Origin of the sequence: Rhodanobacter sp. B2A1Ga4, assembly GCF_018101315.1 — a bacterium.
Classification (GTDB): Bacteria; Pseudomonadota; Gammaproteobacteria; order Xanthomonadales; family Rhodanobacteraceae; genus Rhodanobacter; species Rhodanobacter thiooxydans_A.
Window position 1 is genome coordinate 312218 of the sequence record NZ_JADBJR010000003.1, and the last position, 17759, is coordinate 329976.

At 67.1% G+C, this 17759-nt stretch carries 16 protein-coding genes and 1 riboswitch; of the genes, 7 read left to right on the plus strand and 9 right to left on the minus strand.

Going from position 1 to position 17759, the window contains the following annotated elements:
* Nucleotides 1-82: 82 nt before the first annotated feature.
* A complete protein-coding gene (locus IMW82_RS12290; protein WP_211004640.1) occupies nucleotides 83-2989 on the plus strand; it encodes a TonB-dependent receptor in 2907 nt (968 codons plus the stop codon).
* A gap of 116 nt (nucleotides 2990-3105) precedes the next feature.
* On the opposite strand, the gene IMW82_RS12295 is transcribed toward IMW82_RS12290, so the two are convergent.
* Genes IMW82_RS12295 through pdsR form a run of 3 tightly spaced genes read right to left on the minus strand, consistent with a single transcriptional unit; the run spans nucleotide 3106 to nucleotide 6398 of the window.
* The gene (locus IMW82_RS12295) at nucleotides 3106-5118 is read right to left on the minus strand and encodes an ATP-binding protein (RefSeq protein ID WP_211004641.1); all 2013 of its coding nucleotides are present in this window, start codon (nucleotides 5116-5118) and stop codon (nucleotides 3106-3108) included.
* A 12-nt stretch (nucleotides 5119-5130) separates the two neighbouring features.
* Nucleotides 5131-5712: a hypothetical protein gene (locus tag IMW82_RS12300; RefSeq protein ID WP_211004642.1), complete on the minus strand. Its 582-nt coding sequence runs from the start codon at nucleotides 5710-5712 to the stop codon at nucleotides 5131-5133.
* The gene (pdsR, locus tag IMW82_RS12305) at nucleotides 5709-6398 is read right to left on the minus strand and encodes a proteobacterial dedicated sortase system response regulator (RefSeq protein ID WP_108470634.1); all 690 of its coding nucleotides are present in this window, start codon (nucleotides 6396-6398) and stop codon (nucleotides 5709-5711) included. Before pdsR ends, IMW82_RS12300 begins: the two co-directional genes overlap by 4 nt.
* A gap of 304 nt (nucleotides 6399-6702) precedes the next feature.
* Between pdsR and IMW82_RS17930 the strand changes: the two genes are divergently transcribed.
* Nucleotides 6703-6834, plus strand: a complete 132-nt coding sequence (locus tag IMW82_RS17930) for a hypothetical protein (RefSeq protein ID WP_280518362.1) — start codon at nucleotides 6703-6705, stop codon at nucleotides 6832-6834.
* Nucleotides 6835-7183: 349 nt separating this feature from the next.
* On the opposite strand, the gene rpe is transcribed toward IMW82_RS17930, so the two are convergent.
* The 3 genes from rpe to IMW82_RS12320 all read right to left on the minus strand — a co-directional run bounded on the left by rpe (nucleotide 7184) and on the right by IMW82_RS12320 (nucleotide 9140).
* A complete protein-coding gene (gene rpe / locus IMW82_RS12310) occupies nucleotides 7184-7852 on the minus strand; it encodes a ribulose-phosphate 3-epimerase (RefSeq protein WP_211004643.1) in 669 nt (222 codons plus the stop codon).
* A gap of 176 nt (nucleotides 7853-8028) precedes the next feature.
* Nucleotides 8029-8835: a co-chaperone DjlA gene (gene djlA, locus IMW82_RS12315; protein WP_211004644.1), complete on the minus strand. Its 807-nt coding sequence runs from the start codon at nucleotides 8833-8835 to the stop codon at nucleotides 8029-8031.
* Entirely contained in the window at nucleotides 8832-9140 is a 309-nt protein-coding gene (locus IMW82_RS12320; RefSeq protein ID WP_108470631.1) for a c-type cytochrome, read from the minus strand. Before IMW82_RS12320 ends, djlA begins: the two co-directional genes overlap by 4 nt.
* Before the next feature lie 127 nt (nucleotides 9141-9267).
* On the opposite strand from IMW82_RS12320, the gene IMW82_RS12325 reads away from it, so the two are divergent.
* Genes IMW82_RS12325 through IMW82_RS12335 form a run of 3 tightly spaced genes read left to right on the plus strand, consistent with a single transcriptional unit; the run spans nucleotide 9268 to nucleotide 11063 of the window.
* Nucleotides 9268-10164: a phosphoribosylaminoimidazolesuccinocarboxamide synthase gene (locus tag IMW82_RS12325; protein ID WP_211004645.1), complete on the plus strand. Its 897-nt coding sequence runs from the start codon at nucleotides 9268-9270 to the stop codon at nucleotides 10162-10164.
* A 24-nt stretch (nucleotides 10165-10188) separates the two neighbouring features.
* Nucleotides 10189-10659 carry an Mpo1-like protein gene (locus IMW82_RS12330; protein WP_211004646.1) on the plus strand — a complete coding sequence of 157 codons (471 nt, stop codon included), beginning with the start codon at nucleotides 10189-10191 and terminating at the stop codon, nucleotides 10657-10659.
* Complete coding sequence (locus tag IMW82_RS12335) at nucleotides 10656-11063, plus strand: hypothetical protein (protein WP_211004647.1); 408 nt, start codon at nucleotides 10656-10658, stop codon at nucleotides 11061-11063. Before IMW82_RS12330 ends, IMW82_RS12335 begins: the two co-directional genes overlap by 4 nt.
* 48 nt (nucleotides 11064-11111) lie before the next feature.
* Here IMW82_RS12335 and IMW82_RS12340 read toward each other — a convergent pair whose 3' ends face one another.
* The gene (locus tag IMW82_RS12340) at nucleotides 11112-11540 is read right to left on the minus strand and encodes a hypothetical protein (protein WP_108470628.1); all 429 of its coding nucleotides are present in this window, start codon (nucleotides 11538-11540) and stop codon (nucleotides 11112-11114) included.
* 155 nt (nucleotides 11541-11695) lie between these two features.
* On the opposite strand from IMW82_RS12340, the gene IMW82_RS12345 reads away from it, so the two are divergent.
* Both IMW82_RS12345 and IMW82_RS12350 read left to right on the plus strand, forming a co-directional pair.
* Nucleotides 11696-13045 (plus strand): hypothetical protein, encoded by a 1350-nt coding sequence (locus IMW82_RS12345; RefSeq protein ID WP_211004648.1) that lies wholly within the window; start codon nucleotides 11696-11698, stop codon nucleotides 13043-13045.
* A 75-nt stretch (nucleotides 13046-13120) separates the two neighbouring features.
* Nucleotides 13121-13624: an RHS repeat-associated core domain-containing protein gene (locus IMW82_RS12350; protein WP_345777131.1), complete on the plus strand. Its 504-nt coding sequence runs from the start codon at nucleotides 13121-13123 to the stop codon at nucleotides 13622-13624.
* A gap of 310 nt (nucleotides 13625-13934) precedes the next feature.
* On the opposite strand, the gene IMW82_RS12355 is transcribed toward IMW82_RS12350, so the two are convergent.
* Nucleotides 13935-16082, minus strand: coding sequence for a beta-agarase (locus tag IMW82_RS12355; protein ID WP_211004766.1), 2148 nt, complete (start codon nucleotides 16080-16082; stop codon nucleotides 13935-13937).
* 116 nt (nucleotides 16083-16198) lie between these two features.
* On the minus strand, nucleotides 16199-17530 hold the full coding sequence (locus tag IMW82_RS12360; RefSeq protein WP_211004649.1) for an amino acid permease: 1332 nt from the start codon (nucleotides 17528-17530) through the stop codon (nucleotides 16199-16201).
* A gap of 138 nt (nucleotides 17531-17668) precedes the next feature.
* Nucleotides 17669-17744, plus strand: a riboswitch (S-adenosyl-L-homocysteine riboswitch).
* The last annotated feature ends 15 nt before the right edge of the window (nucleotides 17745-17759 follow it).

Below are 17759 nucleotides of genomic sequence, written 5' to 3' on the forward strand. Positions count from 1 at the left end.
TATGGCCGGATACATTCGCTGAACGGTAGTGTAACGCAGCCGTAATATTTTGCATTCAGTGCTCAAGGGGAGTGAACACTACATGTCCAAGAAGTACGTCCAACGTGGATTCCAGCGTCTGCCGCTGGCCATCGCCGTGATCGCCGCACTGCAGGTCATGCCGGCCTTCGCGCAGGATCAGTCGCCCGCCACCACGCCCACCAACCAATCGACCGGCAGCGCCGACAAGACCAAAAACACCGACAAGGCCAAACAGCTCGAAACAGTCTCGGTCACCGGCTCGCTGCTGAAGCGTCCGGAGTACGAGACGACCTCGCCGGTGCAAGTGATCGAGATCGAGAACAATCTCGCCGCGGGCCAGTTCGACACCGCCGACTTCCTGCAGACTACGGCCGCCGTCGCCGGCTCCACGCAGGTCAACAACCAGTTTGGCGGCTTCGTCGTGGAAGGCGGCACCGGCGTGCAGACAGTTTCGCTGCGCGGTCTGGGTGCCAACCGCACCCTCGTCCTTCTCGATGGCCAGCGTCCCGGCCCCGCCGGCACCCGCGGCCAGGTCGGCGCCTTCGACCTCAACGTCATCCCGCAAGTAATCCTGTCGCGCATCGAGCTGGTCAAGGACGGCTCGTCCTCGATCTACGGCTCCGACGCTCTCGCCGGCGTAGTCAACCTGATCACCAAGAAGAGCATCGATCGCCCGCAAGTGAGCTTCTCCGCCAGCACGCCGGCACACGGCGGCGGCGAGCAGTATTCCGCTTCGTTCGGCACCGGCTGGAATTTCAGCAAGGGGCACATCGTTGCCGCGGCGCAGGTCGACAAGCTCGAGTCGCTCACCTATGGCGACCGCAGCTACTTCCGCTGCAACCAGGACCGCGTCTGGGGCAAGGACGGCAAACGCATCGACCGCGCGGATCACTCCATCCTGGAGGGCTCCGATCTGGCAGGCTGCAACAACCTGTATGCCAATACCATCATCGACTACTTCAACTCGGCGCGGGTTCGCTACGTGCCCACGAAGGATGGCAGCACTGTCGGCCCGTTCCCCGGCTACCGCCCACGCCCGTACCCCACCAAGACCTACGCCAACTCGCCGCAGGCCTACTACGAGGACGTGCTGAACTTCCCGTTCTTCAACAGTGCCGAAGTCATCAACCAGCGCCAGCGCGCCACCGTATACGCCGCCAGCAACTTCAGCCTCGGCAGCGTGAACTGGGATACCCAGTGGCTGTACAACCAGCGTGAAACCAAGGCGCACCGCTATCGCCAATTCTTCCCGGTCGTCCAGAACCAGTCCGACGGGCGTTACTACCAGACAATCATGCCCTTCCCGTCCGACCAGAAGGTCACGGTCGACTATTTCTACGGCACCAGCAAGCTGAGTGGTCTGTTCGAGCGGACCGACAGCTGGTCGTGGGAAGTCAATGCCGGCTACAGCCGCTCCAGTGGCGACTACCGCACCCTGGCCATCGACGCCACCCGCAGCGGTGACCTGACCAACCCGGCCAACGAACTTGATACACCACCGGTCGATTACTTCGATCCCGGCTTCCTGAGCGGCCAGCGCATGAACGACCTGGTCAACGCCGTTGGGGTCTGGACCAAGGGCAACACGATCTACACGCAGGCCACCGTCAATGCCGTGGTGACCGGCAACCTGTTCACTCTGCCGGCAGGCGATGTCGCCTCCGCCTTCGGTGCCGAGTACCGCCACTACGCCATCAACGACCAGCCGCCCGAGATTTCCAAGAATGGCGGCCTGTGGGGTTCCAGTTCCGCTCAGGTGACCCGCGGTACCGACAACGTCAAGGAAATCTACTCCGAGATCGACGTGCCGCTGCTGAAGGGCAAGCCGGGCTTCGAGTCGCTGTCGGTCAACCTGTCCGGTCGCGCCTTCCAGTATGCGACCGTGCCGGGCACCGACAACGTCTGGAAGGCCGGTCTGAACTGGCAGATCGTGCCCACCCTGCGTGCACGAGGCACCTTGGGTACCTCCTACCGCGCCCCGGGCCTCTATGAGCTGTACCTGGGCAATCAGACCGGCTTCCTGTCGCAGGCCGGCATCGACCCGTGCATCCTGTGGGGCGACAGCAACAACGACTTCCTGCGCGCCAATTGCGCGGCAGCCGGCATCCCCGCGGACTACGCGGCAAGCGGCAGCTCGTCGGCCACGATCTACTCCGGCGGCGGCAAGGGCTTCCTGAAGCCCGAGACCTCCCGTGCCAAGAGCGTGGGTATCGTCTGGACGCCGACCTTCGCCAACTTGAACGTGGCGCTGGACTACTTCGACTATGACGTCCACGGCGAAATCACCCAGCTCGACGCCTACGACATCGCCTTCGGCTGCTACGGTTCGGCGGTCTATCCGAACAGCTTCTGCACGCAGCTCAACCGCAACAGTCCGACCGATCCTGCTCACCCGAACATGATCACGGACATCCACAGCGTCTACGTCAACATCAACCGCGAGCGCACCCGCGGCTACGACCTGCAGGTGGACTACAGCAACGACTTCTCGTTCGGCAAGGTATTGGCGGGCGCGCAAGTGACGTACACCATGGAAGACACCTACCAGCTGTTCGACTCCGCATCAGCCAGTGGCTTCACCACTTCGGACCAGATCGGCTATGTCGGCCGCCCCAAGACTGTCGGCATCTCCAATCTGAGCCTCAAGCGCGGCGACTGGACCTACAACTGGCAGGGCCAGTACGTCAGCACCACCTCGAACAAGGACCTGAAAAACGTCTTTACCTATCAGGGTTACCAGGGCGCGGTACGCGACATCAAGGCTGGCTGGCGCTTCTACCACAGCGTGTCGGTGGCGTATGACAAGGGCAACTGGGGCGCGATGCTCGGTGTGCGCAACCTGTTCGACAAGGCACCCGACCTGCTTTCGCCCAGTGCCGGCTCCGTATACGGCAATACGCCGATCAACGCCTCGCAGTACGACTGGTATGGCCGCACGTTCTTCGCGCGGTTGAACTACAAGTTCTGAGACGGGCAAACAGCGTAATCGAAAGGAGGCGACATCATGTCGCCTCCTTTTTTTATGGCCACTCGGCCACAAATGCGGCGATGCCGCCGACAGCCTGGCGAACATCCGTCGCGCAGTCAGGCCAGTCGTTGCCGCGGCATGCCGTGCAGCTGCAGCGAGAACGCCACACCACTACCGTCGTCGAGGTTGCGCGCGCTGGCCACGCCGCCGTGGCGTTCGGCGACCAGGCGCACCACGTACAGGCCCAGGCCCAGGTGCGGGGCGTCGCCGGGGGTGGCCTTGTCGCGCAGGCTGACCAGCGAATCGAACAGGCGGCCCTGCATCGCCGCAGGCAGCAGCGGGCCCTGGTTGGCCAGCTCGATCTCGGCGCCTTCGGGCGTGGCGCGCAGCGCGAGGCGCAGCCAGCCATCGGGTGGGGTGAACGACAGCGCGTTGTCGAGCAGCTTGTCCAGCGCCTGCGCGACCAGCTCGGGTGCGCAGTGCAAATGCAGTGGCGCATCGGGCAGCGTGCAGTCGAGCCGGCGCGCGCCGATCAGCGGGCGGTAGGCGTCGGCGCAGCCGCGCACCACCTCGCGCAGGTCGACGTCCTCCGGTTCGGCTGCGGCGATCGCGCGCTCCATCCGGCTCGACTCGCTCATCGCGCGCACCAGTGCGCCCAGCCGCGCCACGCCGTCGCGGGCGCGCGCCAGGTACGGCTGCGCCTCGGCCGGCAGCGCAGCATGCTCGAGGTTGTCCAACGACGACTTCACGATCGCCAGCGGCGTGTTGAGCTCGTGCGAGAGCTTCGAGGCCAGCGTGCGCAGGTAATCGGTGTAGCTGCCGACCACCTCGAACAGCCGCTCGAAGCTGCGCGCCAGGTCGCCGATCTCGTCCGGCGCGTCGGTCATCGGGAATTTTCCCTGCTCGAACAAGCCGTCCAGACGTCCATCGTTGAGTTGCGCGCGCTCGGCCGCGTTGCGCAGGCGGCCCAGCCGCAGGCTGAGCCGGGTGGCGAACAGCAGCAGGATGCCGCCGGCCACCAGCAGCACGCCGAAGCTGGTCAGCAGCAGGCCGAACAGCGCCCGGTTGGCCAGCAGCGGCACCGTGCGGCTGGCCTGTTCCAGCAACAGCACGCCGTCGACCTGGCCGGCATGTTCGATCGGCACCGCGGCAGCCAGCACTACGCTGCCGCGCTCCTCGCCACTGCGCCACACGGCTACCGGCTTGCCGGCGCCGGCCGCTGCCACTTCGCGGGTATCCAGCCGCGGCACGTCCTGCGCCCACAGGTTTGCATCCTCCAGCCGGGTCGCCAGCAACGAGCGGTAGACCAACGCGGCGAACCAGCCCGGCTGGCCGTCGCTGCCGGGCATCGTGTTCAGGCGGCCGCTGCGTGCCAGCAACCAGCCCTGCGGCGCCAGCACGCGCGCCTGCACGCGGTCCGGCACCAGCTGCGCCAGTTCGCCGGCAAGCTGTTCCGAGTAGCTGAGCAGCGGGCGCGTATCGGCAGCCAGTCGGTCGCCACCCTCGCTGGCGTCGTACACGCCGACGCCCAGCGCGCGCAGTGGCAGGCTGCGCGGCAGGCGCAGCTCGACCCGATAGCCGCTGCCGTCCTCCTGCCACTGCGCGGCGATCAGCTCCGGCAGGCCTTCCACCGGGGGATCGAGCGGCCGCGCCATCAGCGGGCCGGGTGCCGCGCTGGCCAGCAGGTAACGGCGCCGGCCGGCCGCGTTGCCCAGCACGAGAATCAGGTGGTCGGCGGCCAGCGCGTTGGCATCGTCGGCGTCGGCGCGCGTGCGCCGGGTGTCGCGCACGTCGGCGTACAGGTACAGCCCATCGTCATCCGCGGCCAGCAACAGTTTGCCGTGCGCGCCCAGCGACTGGCTCCACGGCGTCAGCGGCGCCCAGTCGTCGCCGTAGCCGTCGACGGTGATCGGTGATGACGCCTGCTGCACGTACCAGCCCCGGCCCGACGCCGGCGTCACCGCGCCGGTCACCACCAGGCTGCGCGCCACCGCGTTTGCCGATGCCAGCAGCGCCTGCGCCTGGCCTTCGCGCAGCAGCGTTTCCATCTGCCGCACGTACAGCCAGCCGGCGACCGGCAGCGCCAGCGTGCACAGCGCGACCAGCAGCAGTTTGCGGCGCAGGGTCATCGTAGCGATCGGTCAGTGAGCGGGCGCGGGTGGCGGTGCGGCGTCCTTCATCCAGCGCGAGGCCACCACCACGCGCATGAAGTCGTCGAGCAGCGCGCGGCGCGACGGGTCGGCGTCGTCGAACGCCATCGACCAGCTCAGCCGCACGCCGCTGGCCTTGCCCGGATCGCAGAACACCAGCACGTCGTCGACGTGGTCGCTGCCCTGGTAGACCGAGGCCTCGCACGGCATGGCCGGATGCCGCACGGCGAAGCCGGACACCTTGCCGGCCGGGTCGTGCTGCAGGTAGCGCTTGCGATCGGCCTGCACCTCGTCGGCCAGCGTGGCCAGTTGGCGCGGCCACACGTTGAGCACCATCACCCTCTGCGGCTTGCCGCTCCACTCGCCTTGGTACAGCACGGCGTTGACGCCGATCGCGCGCGCATAGGTGCAGCAGTCACGTGTCCAGCCGGCCGGCGTGGCGGCACTGATCGCCCAGGCCGGCGCGTTGCCGTCACGGGCGCCGCGCGCCAGCACGTCGTCGTCCTTGCCTGTGGCCGGCGCCAGCGTGGCGAACGCACACAGCGCGAGCGCCAGCCAGAGGCGCCGGCTCACGGTTTCCACCGGTAGCCGACGCCATGCACGGTCTCGATCGCATCGAACTCCGGCGCCACCGCGATGAACTTCTTGCGGATGCGCTTGATGTGCGAAGTGATGGTGGCGTCGTCCACCACCAGTTCCGCCTCGCGCATCAGCTGGTCGCGGTTCTTCACGTGGCCGGGGAAGCGGATCAGCGTGTGCACCATCCAGAACTCGGTGACGGTGAGCGGAATTTCCTCGCCGTTCCAGCTGATCCGCATGCGCTCGGATTCCAGCTTCAGCGGGCCGTGCTCGATCACCGTCTCGCTGGACGCCGGTACCTTCAGCGACTCGATCCGGCGGAACAGCGCCGCGATGCGCGCGGCCAGCTGGTGCAGGCTGGTGTCCTTGCTGAGGTAGTCGTCGGCGCCCAGGCGCAGGCCGGAAATCACGTCGAAATCCGAGTCGCGCGCGGTGAGGAAGATCAGCGGCAGCGTGGCCGACTTCGCGCGCAGTTCGCGACACAGGTCGAAGCCGCCCTCCGGCTCGTCGCCCAGGCCGATGTCGATGATCACCAGTTCAGGCAGGCGCATCGCGAACGCGCTGGACGCTTCCTGGCGCGAGCCGTAGCCGCGCGCGTCGTAGCCGAAGCGGTTCAGCGCCTCGACGTAGTTGGCGCGGATCAGCGGTTCGTCCTCGACGATGGCAATGCTGCGGCCCATGGCGCGCTCCCTGTGGTGGTGCGCGCAGCGTGCTATGTGGGCCGCGCGTACGCAAGCCATGTGCTGCACTTGCCCGCGTTTCGCCACATGCCGGCAGCCGCGCGGCCCGATTGTGCCGGCGCCAACGCCCACGCCGGCGGTTTGATGTGCATCAAGCCACCCGCAGGAAGTTCACCCATGCCGCAGATCGAATCCGCCGAACGCGATCCCAACGCCGAGCTGCACGATTTCGAGCCGCTGCGCGTGATGCTGGCATGGGGCGCCCTGCTGCTCGGCGTACTGCTCAGCCTGTGAGGCGAACGCCATGTTCAAGTCCTGTTTCGAGCCGTCCTTGTTCGATCCCTTCTCCGTGGAAGACGGCGGTGCATCCGGCGCGAAGGGAATCGTGCCGGATGCGGGGCAAGAGCAGACCGATCCCGACTGGCAACCCCTGTAGCCGTTCCACGACCCGTATTCCGTCCCCCATGGTGGTTCCTTGTCCCCTCCCCGCGAGGGGATTTTTTTGACCCCGCACGGGACAGGACTGCGGCCTCAGCCGTTCAGAAATCTCCCGGGAACCAAACCCGATCACCCCGGTCAGTATTGTTGATTGGTACCGTTCCTCTTGCCGTGGAACGTGCCGGCACGACGGTTCCCCCTCTCTGTGAAGCAGTCGTGCCGGCACACCAATCAATGGTGTTTCCTCTCACGTCTCCGACGACGTTTATCCCGACGCAGTCGCTCACTGCGTCGGGATTTTTATGCGCGCGATTTGACAACCGCACGCTGCAAGGCGGCGGGAATGCTCAAGCGATCGCCTGGCGCATGGCGGCGATCTCGGCGCGGTAATCCGGCGCGTGGAAGATCGCCGAGCCGGCCACGAAGGTGTCGGCACCGGCCGCGGCGATCGCGCCGATGTTCTGCGCGGTGACGCCGCCGTCGATCTCCAGCCGGATCGCACGGCCACTGGCGTCGATGCGCGCCCGCGCCTGGTGCAGTTTCTCCAGCGCGCCGGGAATGAACTTCTGCCCGCCAAAACCCGGGTTCACCGACATGATCAGGATCAGGTCGAGCTTGTCCATCACGTAATCGAGGTAATCCAGCGGCGTGGCCGGGTTGAACACCAGCCCGGCCTGGCAGCCCGATTCCCTGATCAGGCCCAGCGTGCGGTCGATGTGCTCGCTCGCTTCCGGATGGAAGCTGATCAGGCTGGCGCCGGCCTTGGCGAAGTCCGGCACGATGCGGTCGACCGGCTTGACCATCAGGTGCACGTCGATCGGCGCGGTGATGCCGTACTTGCGCAGCGCCTGCAGCACCATCGGGCCGATCGTGAGGTTCGGCACGTAATGGTTGTCCATCACGTCGAAGTGCACCCAATCGGCGCCGGCGGCGAGCGCAGCGGCGGTGTCCTCACCGAGTCGGGCGAAATCAGCGGCCAGGATGGACGGGGCGATGACAGGAGATTGTTTGGGCATGGTAGTTGCCGGAATGAGGGGTAAGTGCGGAGTGCAAAGTCTGCCACGACATTGCCTTCTGGCTCCTCCCCCTGCGCAGCAGGGGGAGGTTGGGTGGGGCGCGCTTTTGACGCGAAGATCAAGAGCGACCCCACCCCAACCCTCCCCTGCCTTGCAGGGGAGGGAGCGCATCTCGTCTATTTAAAGCCGCGTTGTTCCTTGATCCGGTCATACGCGGCATTGATCTCGCTGGCGCGCGCTTCGGCACGCTTGCGCATGTCGTCGGGCAGGTCGCCGAGGCGGTCGGGGTGGTGTTCGGAGATCAGCTTGCGATAGGCGCGCTTCACCGCGCGGTCGTCGGCGTTGCGGTCGATGCCGAGTACTGCGTACGGGTCCGGCCCCTGCGGCGCGCGCTGCGGCGGCACGTAGCCACCGCCGGTGCCGTAAGCGTGACCGCGCGAACCGCCGGGACCGGCGTTCCACGCGTAGCCCTTCATCGCCATCAGCGCCATCAGCTCCATGTCGCTGATGCGCAGCGCGAACGCCAGCTGGCGCAGGATCGACATCTTCTCCGGCGGCGGGTTGCCCTCGGCCAGCACGGTCTCGATCACCACGTCGAGCACCGGGAACGCGTGGTCGCGGCGCAGGCCGACCCAGTTGCGCAGCGCGGTGATGGTCTGGGTGACGTCGAACTCCGGCTGCTTGCCGACGTTGAAGCTGACCACCGCCTGCTTGCGCTGCTCAGCACCCAGGTTCATCCGCGTCATCAGGCGCTCGGCAACCGCGATTTCCTGCTCCGACACGCGGCCGTCCGACTTCGCCACCGCACCGAGCAGGGTGAACAGCGGGCCGACGAAGCCGCCGGCTTCCGGCGTGGCGTGCTTGCGCTGGCTGTAGCGCATGTTGTCGAAGATGAAGCCCAGCACCGCGCCGGTGATGGCGCCGGGCAGGTGGCCGATGAGCAGGCCGAAGAAAGCGAACCACAGCGTGTAGGTGTAGCTCATGGGTTCCCCTGGGGTGGCTGCGCGCTGTACCAGCGCGCCAGCGCGTCGAGTTCGGCGTCGCTGACCGGGCCGATCGCAGCGCGCATCACCGGGATGTTGCGGCGGCCGTCGCGGTATTGCTTCAGCGCGTCGCGCAGGTAGTCCAGCCGCTGGCCGGCCAAGTGCGGCACGCCGGGCATGCCGGCGTGGCCGCTGGCGCCGTGGCAGGCCGCACACAGGCCCAGCCGGGTCGGCGGCGTCGGAGTCTGCGCACGGAGCGGGAGGGCGGCGAGCAGGCACAGCGCCGCGGTCAATAAGGTTCGCATCGGCAACCAATGGGGGCCACAGGCCGCCAATTCTAGCAGCGCCCCCGGATTCCCCAGGATGGCGTTTCCGGCGCCGCGGCAGCAGCGGCTAGAATGGGCGCTTCCCCGCCACGTGGAACCCGCCGCCGTGCCCACCACCCTGCCGCAATCGAACCTGCCCGGCCTTGAGCTGATCCACCGCGGCAAGGTGCGCGATGTCTACGCGTTGTCCGACGATCGGCTGCTGATGGTCGCCACCGACCGGCTGTCGGCGTTCGACGTGGTGATGCCGAACCCGATCCCCGGCAAGGGCGAGATGCTCACCCAGATCTCCAACTTCTGGTTCGGCAAGACCGCGCACCTGGTACCTAACCACCTGCTCGACGTGCCGCTGGCCGAGGTGCTGCCGCCCGGCACCGACCTCAAGCTGTACGAGAAGCGCGCGGTGGTGACGCGGCGGCTGAAGCCGGTGCCGGTGGAAGCGATCGCCCGCGGCTACCTGATCGGTTCCGGCTGGAAGGATTACCAGGCCACCGGTTCGCTGTGCGGCATCGCGCTGCCCGCCGGCCTCAAGCAGGCGCAGCAGTTGCCCGCGCCGATCTTCACGCCGTCGACCAAGGCCGCGGTGGGCGACCACGACCAGAACGTCAGCTTCGATGCGGTGGTCGACGCGGTCGGCGCCGACCTGGCCAACCAGGTGCGCGACGCCACGCTGGCGATCTACCGCTGGGCAGCCGCCTATGCGGCCGAGCGCGGCATCATCATCGCCGACACCAAGTTCGAGTTCGGCACCGACGCGGACGGCAAGCTGTACGTGATGGACGAGATGCTGACCCCGGACTCCTCGCGCTTCTGGCCGGCTGACGAATACCGCGTGGGCATCAGCCCGCCCAGCTACGACAAGCAGTTCGTGCGCGACTGGCTGGAGACGCAGCACTGGAACAAGACCGCGCCCGGTCCGGTGATCCCGGACGAGGTGATCGCACGCACCGCCGCCAAGTACGCCGAGGCGCTGCAGCGGCTGGCCGGTATCCGGCTCGACTGAAGGTTCCATCGAGGGGGAACGCCCATGCGTACCATGCAGGACTGGCTCGACAGTTACAGCGGCGACCATCAAAACCCGACCAACCAGGTGTTCCACTGGTTCTGCGTGCCGCCGATCGTGTGGTCGGTGATCGCCTTGCTGTGGACCATCCCGGTACCCGTCAGCCAATTGCGCCCCGGTTCCTGGGCGGTGCTGGTGATGGTGCTGGCGTTCTACTGGTACTGGAAGCGCTCGCACCGGCTGGCGGTCGGCCTGCTGCTCGTGTTCGCCCTGCTCGGCCTGCTCACCAACTTCCTGTATGGGCAGCTCGGCGCCGCGCAGCTGTGCTGGCTCGCGGTCGGCGTGTTCGTGGTCGCCTGGATCGGCCAGTTCATCGGGCACAAGTTCGAGGGGCGCAAGCCGAGTTTCCTCACCGATCTTTCCTACCTGCTGATCGGCCCGGCCTGGCTGATGGCCAAGCTGCTGCGCAAACTGGGATTCAAGCAAGTCACATGACCACCCTGCTTACCGTGATCAGCAGCCTGCTGTGGTGGGTGCTGTACAGCAGCATGGCTGCGCTGGTGTTCGCCCTGCTCGGCTGGTCCGTCTTGCGCTGGGCCGAGCGTTGCGCGGTGGTGTTCAACCGCATCTACCTCGCCTGCCTGCTGTGGACCCTGCTCGGCCTGCTGCTGGTCGTCGGTGTGGCCGCCTACGAAGGCCACCTGCATCCGCCCTATGGCGCGCTGCTGAGCTCCGGCCTGCTGCGCTGGATGCTGGTGCTGGACATGCTGATCGGCAGCGTGCTGCTGTGGCGGCTGGTGCCGCGCATCGACGCCCGCCGCATCCGCCCCGGCAGCGCCTGCATGGCGGTGGCTGTGATCATGGCGATCAGCTTCGGCGTCGCCACCAGCCTGGCCTGAGATCCATGATGAAGACGCGCGGGGCGGGCTGCCCGCCCCGCGCGCAACTCACGCGTGCGCCAGCATGCTGCCGAAGAACACCAGCATGATGCCGAAGATGATCACCCCCAGCACGATGCCGATCACGCTGTAGACCAGCTGCACCATGCACGCCTTGCCGTAGCCGATCTGGCTGCCGTTCTGCGCCAGCAACAGGTAGTTCACCACGGCGGCGCCGACCAGGAACTGCACCACCAGCGACAGCAACCCGCCCGTGCTGCCGTGCGAGACCATGCCCACCACCACCATCGCAATGGCCACCGCGATCCAGGTCAGCACCAGCGCGCCGATTGCGCGCAGGTAGGACGGCATGTAGCCGACCACCAGCCGGAACGCCACGCTCAGCATCAGCGCCGCCAGCAGGATGCCCACCACGATCATCACCAGCATCGCGAACAGGCCCATGCCAGCCAGCGCGGCCAACATCGAAGTACCCATACAACCCCCTGGTCAATGGAAGGAAACCGCCCGGACGGCGCCCCGCGCCATCCGCTCTCCCCGGCGGTCGCGCCAGCCTAACCGATGGCCGCGCCGGCGTCTCCCGCAGCGAGATCCGCCCGCGCTATACCATCGGATCGCTTGAGAGATGTGCCATGAACCTGCGCAGCCTGTTCGTCGACTTCAACAGCTACTTCGCCTCGGTCGAGCAGCACGAGGAACCGAGCCTGCGCGGGCGCCCGGTCGGCGTGGCGCCGGTGGCCGCCGAAACCACCAGCCTGATCGCCGCCAGCTATGAAGCGAAGGCATGTGGCGTCGGCACCGGCACGCTGGTGCGCGACGCACGACGGCTGTGCCCCGGCATCGCCATCCGCGTGGCACGGCCGGAGCGCTATGTGCACTGGCATCACCGGCTGATGCAGGCGATCGACCACGCGATACCGATCGGCCGCGTCGGCTCGATCGACGAGGTCGCCTGCGAGCTGGTCGGCCGCCAGCGCCGGCGCGAGGTCGCCGAGGTAATCGCGCAGCAGGTGAAGGACGAGATCGCGCTGGCCGCGCCCGGCGGCGCGATCCGCTGCTCGATCGGCATCGCGCCGAACGACTTCCTGGCCAAGACCGCCTCGGACATGCGGAAACCCGACGGCCTCACCGTGATCGAACTGGCCGACCTGCCACACGCGCTGCACGAGTTGAAGCTGCGCGACCTTTGCGGCATCGGCCCGTCGATGGAAATGCGCCTGCTCGAAGCCGGCATCACCAGCGTGGCCCAGCTCACCGCCGCCTCGAAGCTGGTGCTGCGCCGCGCCTGGGGTGGCATCGAAGGCGAACGCATGTGGGGCCTGCTGCGCGGCGCATGGCTGCCCGTCGCACCCACCGCACGCGGCTCGATCGGCCACTCGCACGTGCTCGGCCCGGAACTGCGCCACGCCGCCGGCGCCCGCGCGGTGCTGAAGAAACTGCTGGTGAAGGCGGCCATGCGCCTGCGCCGCGAGGAGATGCTCGGCGGCGCTCTGGCCGTGCGCATCCGCTTCATCGGCCACGACCAGCGCTGGGAACGCGACCTCGCGTTCGACCCCACCGACGACAGCCGCGAACTGCTGCATCTGCTCAGCGGCATGCTCGACAGCAGCGACCGCCGTCGCCCGCTACCCGGCCCAGCCAATGCCACCCCGCTGTCGGTCAGTGTCACCCTGATGCGCCTGGTGCCGCGCACGCAAAGCAGCGGCTCGCTGTTCGCGTCGGCCACGCCACAACGCGATGTCGATGCAGTGATCGACCGCATCAACACGAAGTTCGGCCTCAACAAGGTCTACTTCGGCGGCATGCAGGACGCGCTGGCGCACGACGCCGCGCCGATGCGCATCCCCTTCAACCGCGTGCCCGACGCCGGCAGCGAACACGAAGCCGAACACAACGCGCTGTGGCTGCAATCACTGAATCGGTTCAAGGCGATGGCCGAGGGGGAGCATCGGCGGCGCGAGCGCGACGAGCGGAATGCCTGATCCACATCCACTCAGACTTGGGAGTTCCATGGCACGTCACCCAGCGTGGTGTGAATCGCCGTGCGGTTTTCTCAGGTGACCAAGACCGGCACCGATTTAATTACCTCCGTCCCCTTTGATTTCGTCCCCTTTGATTTCGAAACGGGGCTATGGAACAATGGATTCAGGGACTATGATCCAGTGCTGGGGCGATATGTGGAGAGCGATCCGTTGGGGTTGGCGGGCGAGTTCAATACATATGCCTATGTGGGTGGGAATCCAATTAGCCACAGCGATCCGCTTGGTCTAGAGGATTACTATCCCTACGGCATATTTACTAAGCCATCACAAATCGTCCATGAGAAGCCGCGCCAAACAAGTGGCGGGCAGTGTCCTGCAAGTACGAACCAATCACCGGATAGTCCATCGTTGGCAAGTCCTATTGCGGATGTTGCTGGTATTGGAATCGCACAGACTATTGGCGTAACCATTGAATTGGTGCCGCTTTCGGCAGCACTGCTTGGGGTTGTCTACGTTGAATCGTTGGCTAATGCACCAGTTCAGTTGCCTCAGTATCAACACACTCTTCCAAGACTGTAAATATGACTACGATTAGTCGCCTACAACTCTGTTTTCTGCTGGTTTGGGCTGCGGTCTTTTTCTTGCTCATCTACCCCCACGTAAGCACATTAATTGGAACGGTTATCGTCGTTTTTGGCTCGACCTTCGGGATTGCATTGGTGGGACGATGGGAAAGATGCCGATCTCGCAAGTAAGCGACCAAAGCTTTATGCCTGCGTGAGAAAAGTGAGAAGAGGGGCCAGAAACATCATTTCTCATAAAAATAGGAAAAGGGCCCATCGCGAATCGCATGGACCACCTCTCAGCCCATTACTTTAAGGGGACTACTTTAAGGGGACGGGGGGATTAAATAATGCACGGAGCCCAGATTCGCCTCACGCACCGCCTCTACAAACCCACCAAACGGAATATCGGTGATCCCCACCAGTCCGAAATGGCTGTTCTCGCCGTCGAGCACGCGGCCAGTGACGGGCTGGTCGGCGTAGTCGAACCAGTGCGCGCCGACGATATTCGGATCGCTCGCTGCCGCAGCAACGAACTTCGCGTAGGCCTCGCCGCGTTGTTGTTCGTTCCAGACGGCCTCCGGTCCCGCACCGAACGGGCCGCGATCGGCGGAGCCAAAGGCGAATTCACCGATCAGTACCGGCTTGTCCAGCGCATGCAGCACGGCGAGGTCGAGGCCGTGCTGCGGCAGGTCGGCGTAGACGTTGAAGCTGAGCACGTCGCAGTACACGGCGCAGGCAGCGACAGCCTCGGGCGTGCGCACCGCGAAGCGGCCGCCGAGGAACAGGTGGTGTGGGTCGTGGCGGCGGATCGCTTCGGCCACGGTGCGGAAGTAGGTGTCGGCGTAGCGACGCAGCCACGTGCTGTAGTCGCGCGCGATCGCCGGATGTGCCTCGTTCGGCGCGGGCGCGGCGAAGCCGGTGGCGTCGAGCGCATCCCATGAGGCGAGCGCGATGCCCCACGCCGCGGCCAGCGTTTCCGGCGTGACGTACTGCTTGCGCAGCATCGCGATGAACGCTCGCTTGGCCGGGCTGTTCGCGTCGCCGGCCAGCGTGCCCAGCGCCAGGCCCCAACGGCCTTGCGGGCCGCTGCCGGCCCAGGCCAGCTCGTTGTCGGCGAAGTAGCCGAGCAGCCACGGATCGTCGCGCACGCCGGCGCTGGCCTTGATCACCGCCCGCTCGGCGGCCTGCACGAAGCGCGGGTCGAACGGGTCGGGCATGCGGCCCCAGTAGTCGTAGCCACTCGAAACGCTGGCATAGTCGCCACCGATGTCGATCGAGCGGGTGTACGGCAAGCGGTGCGCCTGCCCCAGCGCGTCGTCGCTCCAGTTGCCGAGGGTGTTGAAGCCCCATGCTGGCAACCGCTGCAGCGCGCGCGTGCGCCAGGCCGCCAGCCAGTCCTTGCCGTCGACGCGATACAGGTTGGCCGCGTAGAAATCGAACCAGCGGCCGTGGTGGTAGCCGATGCCGCGGCTGGCGCCCTGCTCCGGGTTGCGGTTGTCGTCATGGCCGTAGAACGCCGCCCATTCGCCGCGGTCCGGCGGCAGGTCGCGGAACATGGACTCGCGGCCCTCAACGTAGCTGCGCCCGCCATCGGTGATCACTGCGTTGACGCCGAGCGAGAAGAACGCGTGGCCGTCGGGTGTCACCAGGTGCCAGCGGCCATCCCGCTTCTGCGTGTGGAACCAGCCGGTCTTGTGCAGACCCTGGACGTCCAGACGTCCGCCGTACGCATCCAGCCCGGCGCGCTGCACCACGGCCGGCTTCGCCTGCACTGCCGCACGCAGCGCGGCATCGGAACCAACCTTCTCCGGCCAGCGACCGCGGATGTATTGCCCGTAGCGGTCGACGATGCCAGCGTACGCGTCACGCAGGGTAGCCGCACCCGGCACCACGTCGATGCGGCCGAACAGCAAGGTCTGCGCAGCTTGCGGCGCGGGCATGCCGAGCCGGACCGCGCCGATCTTGCGCAGGTCCAGCGCGCCCTGCACGGTGGTTGCCAGCAGGGTCGGCTGGCCGCGGTCGTCGAACGGCATCGGCGGCCCCACCTGCATGCCTTCGCCGCGCGGCGAGGTCGCCTGCAATGGAACCACCAGCGTCTGCGCCGGGCCGACCGGCACACCGACCGTCGCCTGCAGACGCTGGTCCGCCGCACCGTCGATCTCCACCATCAGCGTTACCGCCCACGGCATCGCATTCTGCACGCGCAGGCGAAGCTCGCCCTGGCCCGACCAGTCCCATGCACCGCTCGCCGGCGCGATCACAAGCTGCGGCTGCGGCGCCGGCTGGAACGCATAGCGCTGCTGCGCCACGCCGTCGCCGGCGCGTTCGGTGCCGCCGATGCGCTGCACGTGGTCGAGGCTGATGCGGACGCTGGCATCGGGCGCCGTCAGGTCAGCCACGCCCGGCGCGGTCGTGGCGTGGCAGACGCCGAGGCCGCACAGGCCCAGCCAGATCCATGCATGACGTTTCATCATCGGCATCCTCGCGTGAATCGGCTTTGTAGGGCGGGCACCGCCCGCCGCTCCTACATCACGAAGCCAGAAGCCGGGTGCCGGCGGGCAGTGCCCGCCCTACGGAGCGTAATGCCTCAACCCGGCTGACGGCGCGCCCAGCGCTGCCAGCCGTAGTACACCGGCACGCCCAGCGCGATGATCGCCAGGCTCATGCCGGCGTCGCCCGGCGCGTGGATCGCGCTGGCCACGATCACGCCGAACACGGTGATCACGAAGACCAGCGGCAGCAGCGGGTAGAATGGCACCCGGTACGGCGCCGGATCGTCGATGAAGTGCTTGCGGTACCAGAACAGCGTGCCGATGCCGAACACGTGGCCCAGCCACTCGCCGACCGTGGTGTAGTTGAGCAGCTGGTTGAAGCTGCCCGACAGGGTCAGCACCACCGCCCAGGCGCCGAGCAGGGCCAGCGCGATCTGCGGCGCGCGCGTGCGCGCATCGACGCGGCCCGCGGCGCGGAAGAACACGCCGTCTGCGCCCATCGTCTGCAGCACGCGCGCGCCGCCGGCGATCGCGATGCTGCAGTAGCCGAAGGTGGAACAGGCGATGCCCACCGCGATCACGGTGGCGCCGTGTGCACCGAACAGCCGGCGCATCAGGTCCGCCGCCGGTGCCTGGCTGGCGGCGAGGCCGGCGTGACCCAAGCCCGCCAGGTAGGCGAAGTTGGCCAGCAGGTAGCAGAGCACCACGCCGGCCATGCCCAGGCCCAGCGCGCGCGGCAACGTGCGCTGCGGGTCGCGCACTTCGCCGGCGAGGTCATTGAGGTAGTGGAAGCCGCCGTAAGTGAACAGCACAGGCAGCAAGGCGCCGACGAACGACCATGGCGACGCCGGGTGGCTGGCCTCCGCCACCGGCGCCAGACCGAGGTGGCCGTGCGCCAGCACCAGCCCGGCGACCACCAGCAGCGCGATCGCCGCCAGCTTCAGCACCGTGAACACGTTCTGCATCCACGCGCCGGCACGGATGCCGAACAGGTTCACGCCGACGATGAACACGATCGCGCCCACCGCCGCCGGCTTCACGTACAGCTGCGGCAGGCCGACCGCCGTGCAGAAATACTCGGCGAACATGGTGGCCACCGCGGCGACGCTGCCGGGGTAGTTGATCAGCGCCATGGTCCAGCCGAACAGGAACGCCGGCAGCAGCCCGAACGCCTCGCGCAGGTAGACGTAGATGCCGCCCGCCTGCGGCCGCCGCGCGCCCAGCTCGGCGTAGCACAGCACGCCGGCCAGGGTCAGCAGGCCGCCGATCGCCCACAGCATCAGCACCTCCGTGCCCGACGACGTGTTGCGCGCCACCGTGGCCGGGGTGAGGAAGATGCCTGCCCCGATCACGCCGCCGATGACGATCATCGCGGCGTCCCAGGTGTTCAGGCGGCGGGCATAGGCATTGGCGGGTTCGGTCAGCATCCGGCTACCTTGCCATTGTCGACGCCGGTTCGACCAGTCCCGTACGACATGCGGCCCTGCCGGCCGGCAAATTGACAAGCGCCGGCCGCGCCGGAAGACTGTGCCGGTTGGTGACGCAGCGACGCGCGCTGCGCCATCGCCGCCGAGGGGTGCTGCAGCGGGCCATGCCCGCCACGCTCGGCTGGCGACTCCAGTGCAAGGGCGCCCTTTCCACTACCGGAGGTGTCGC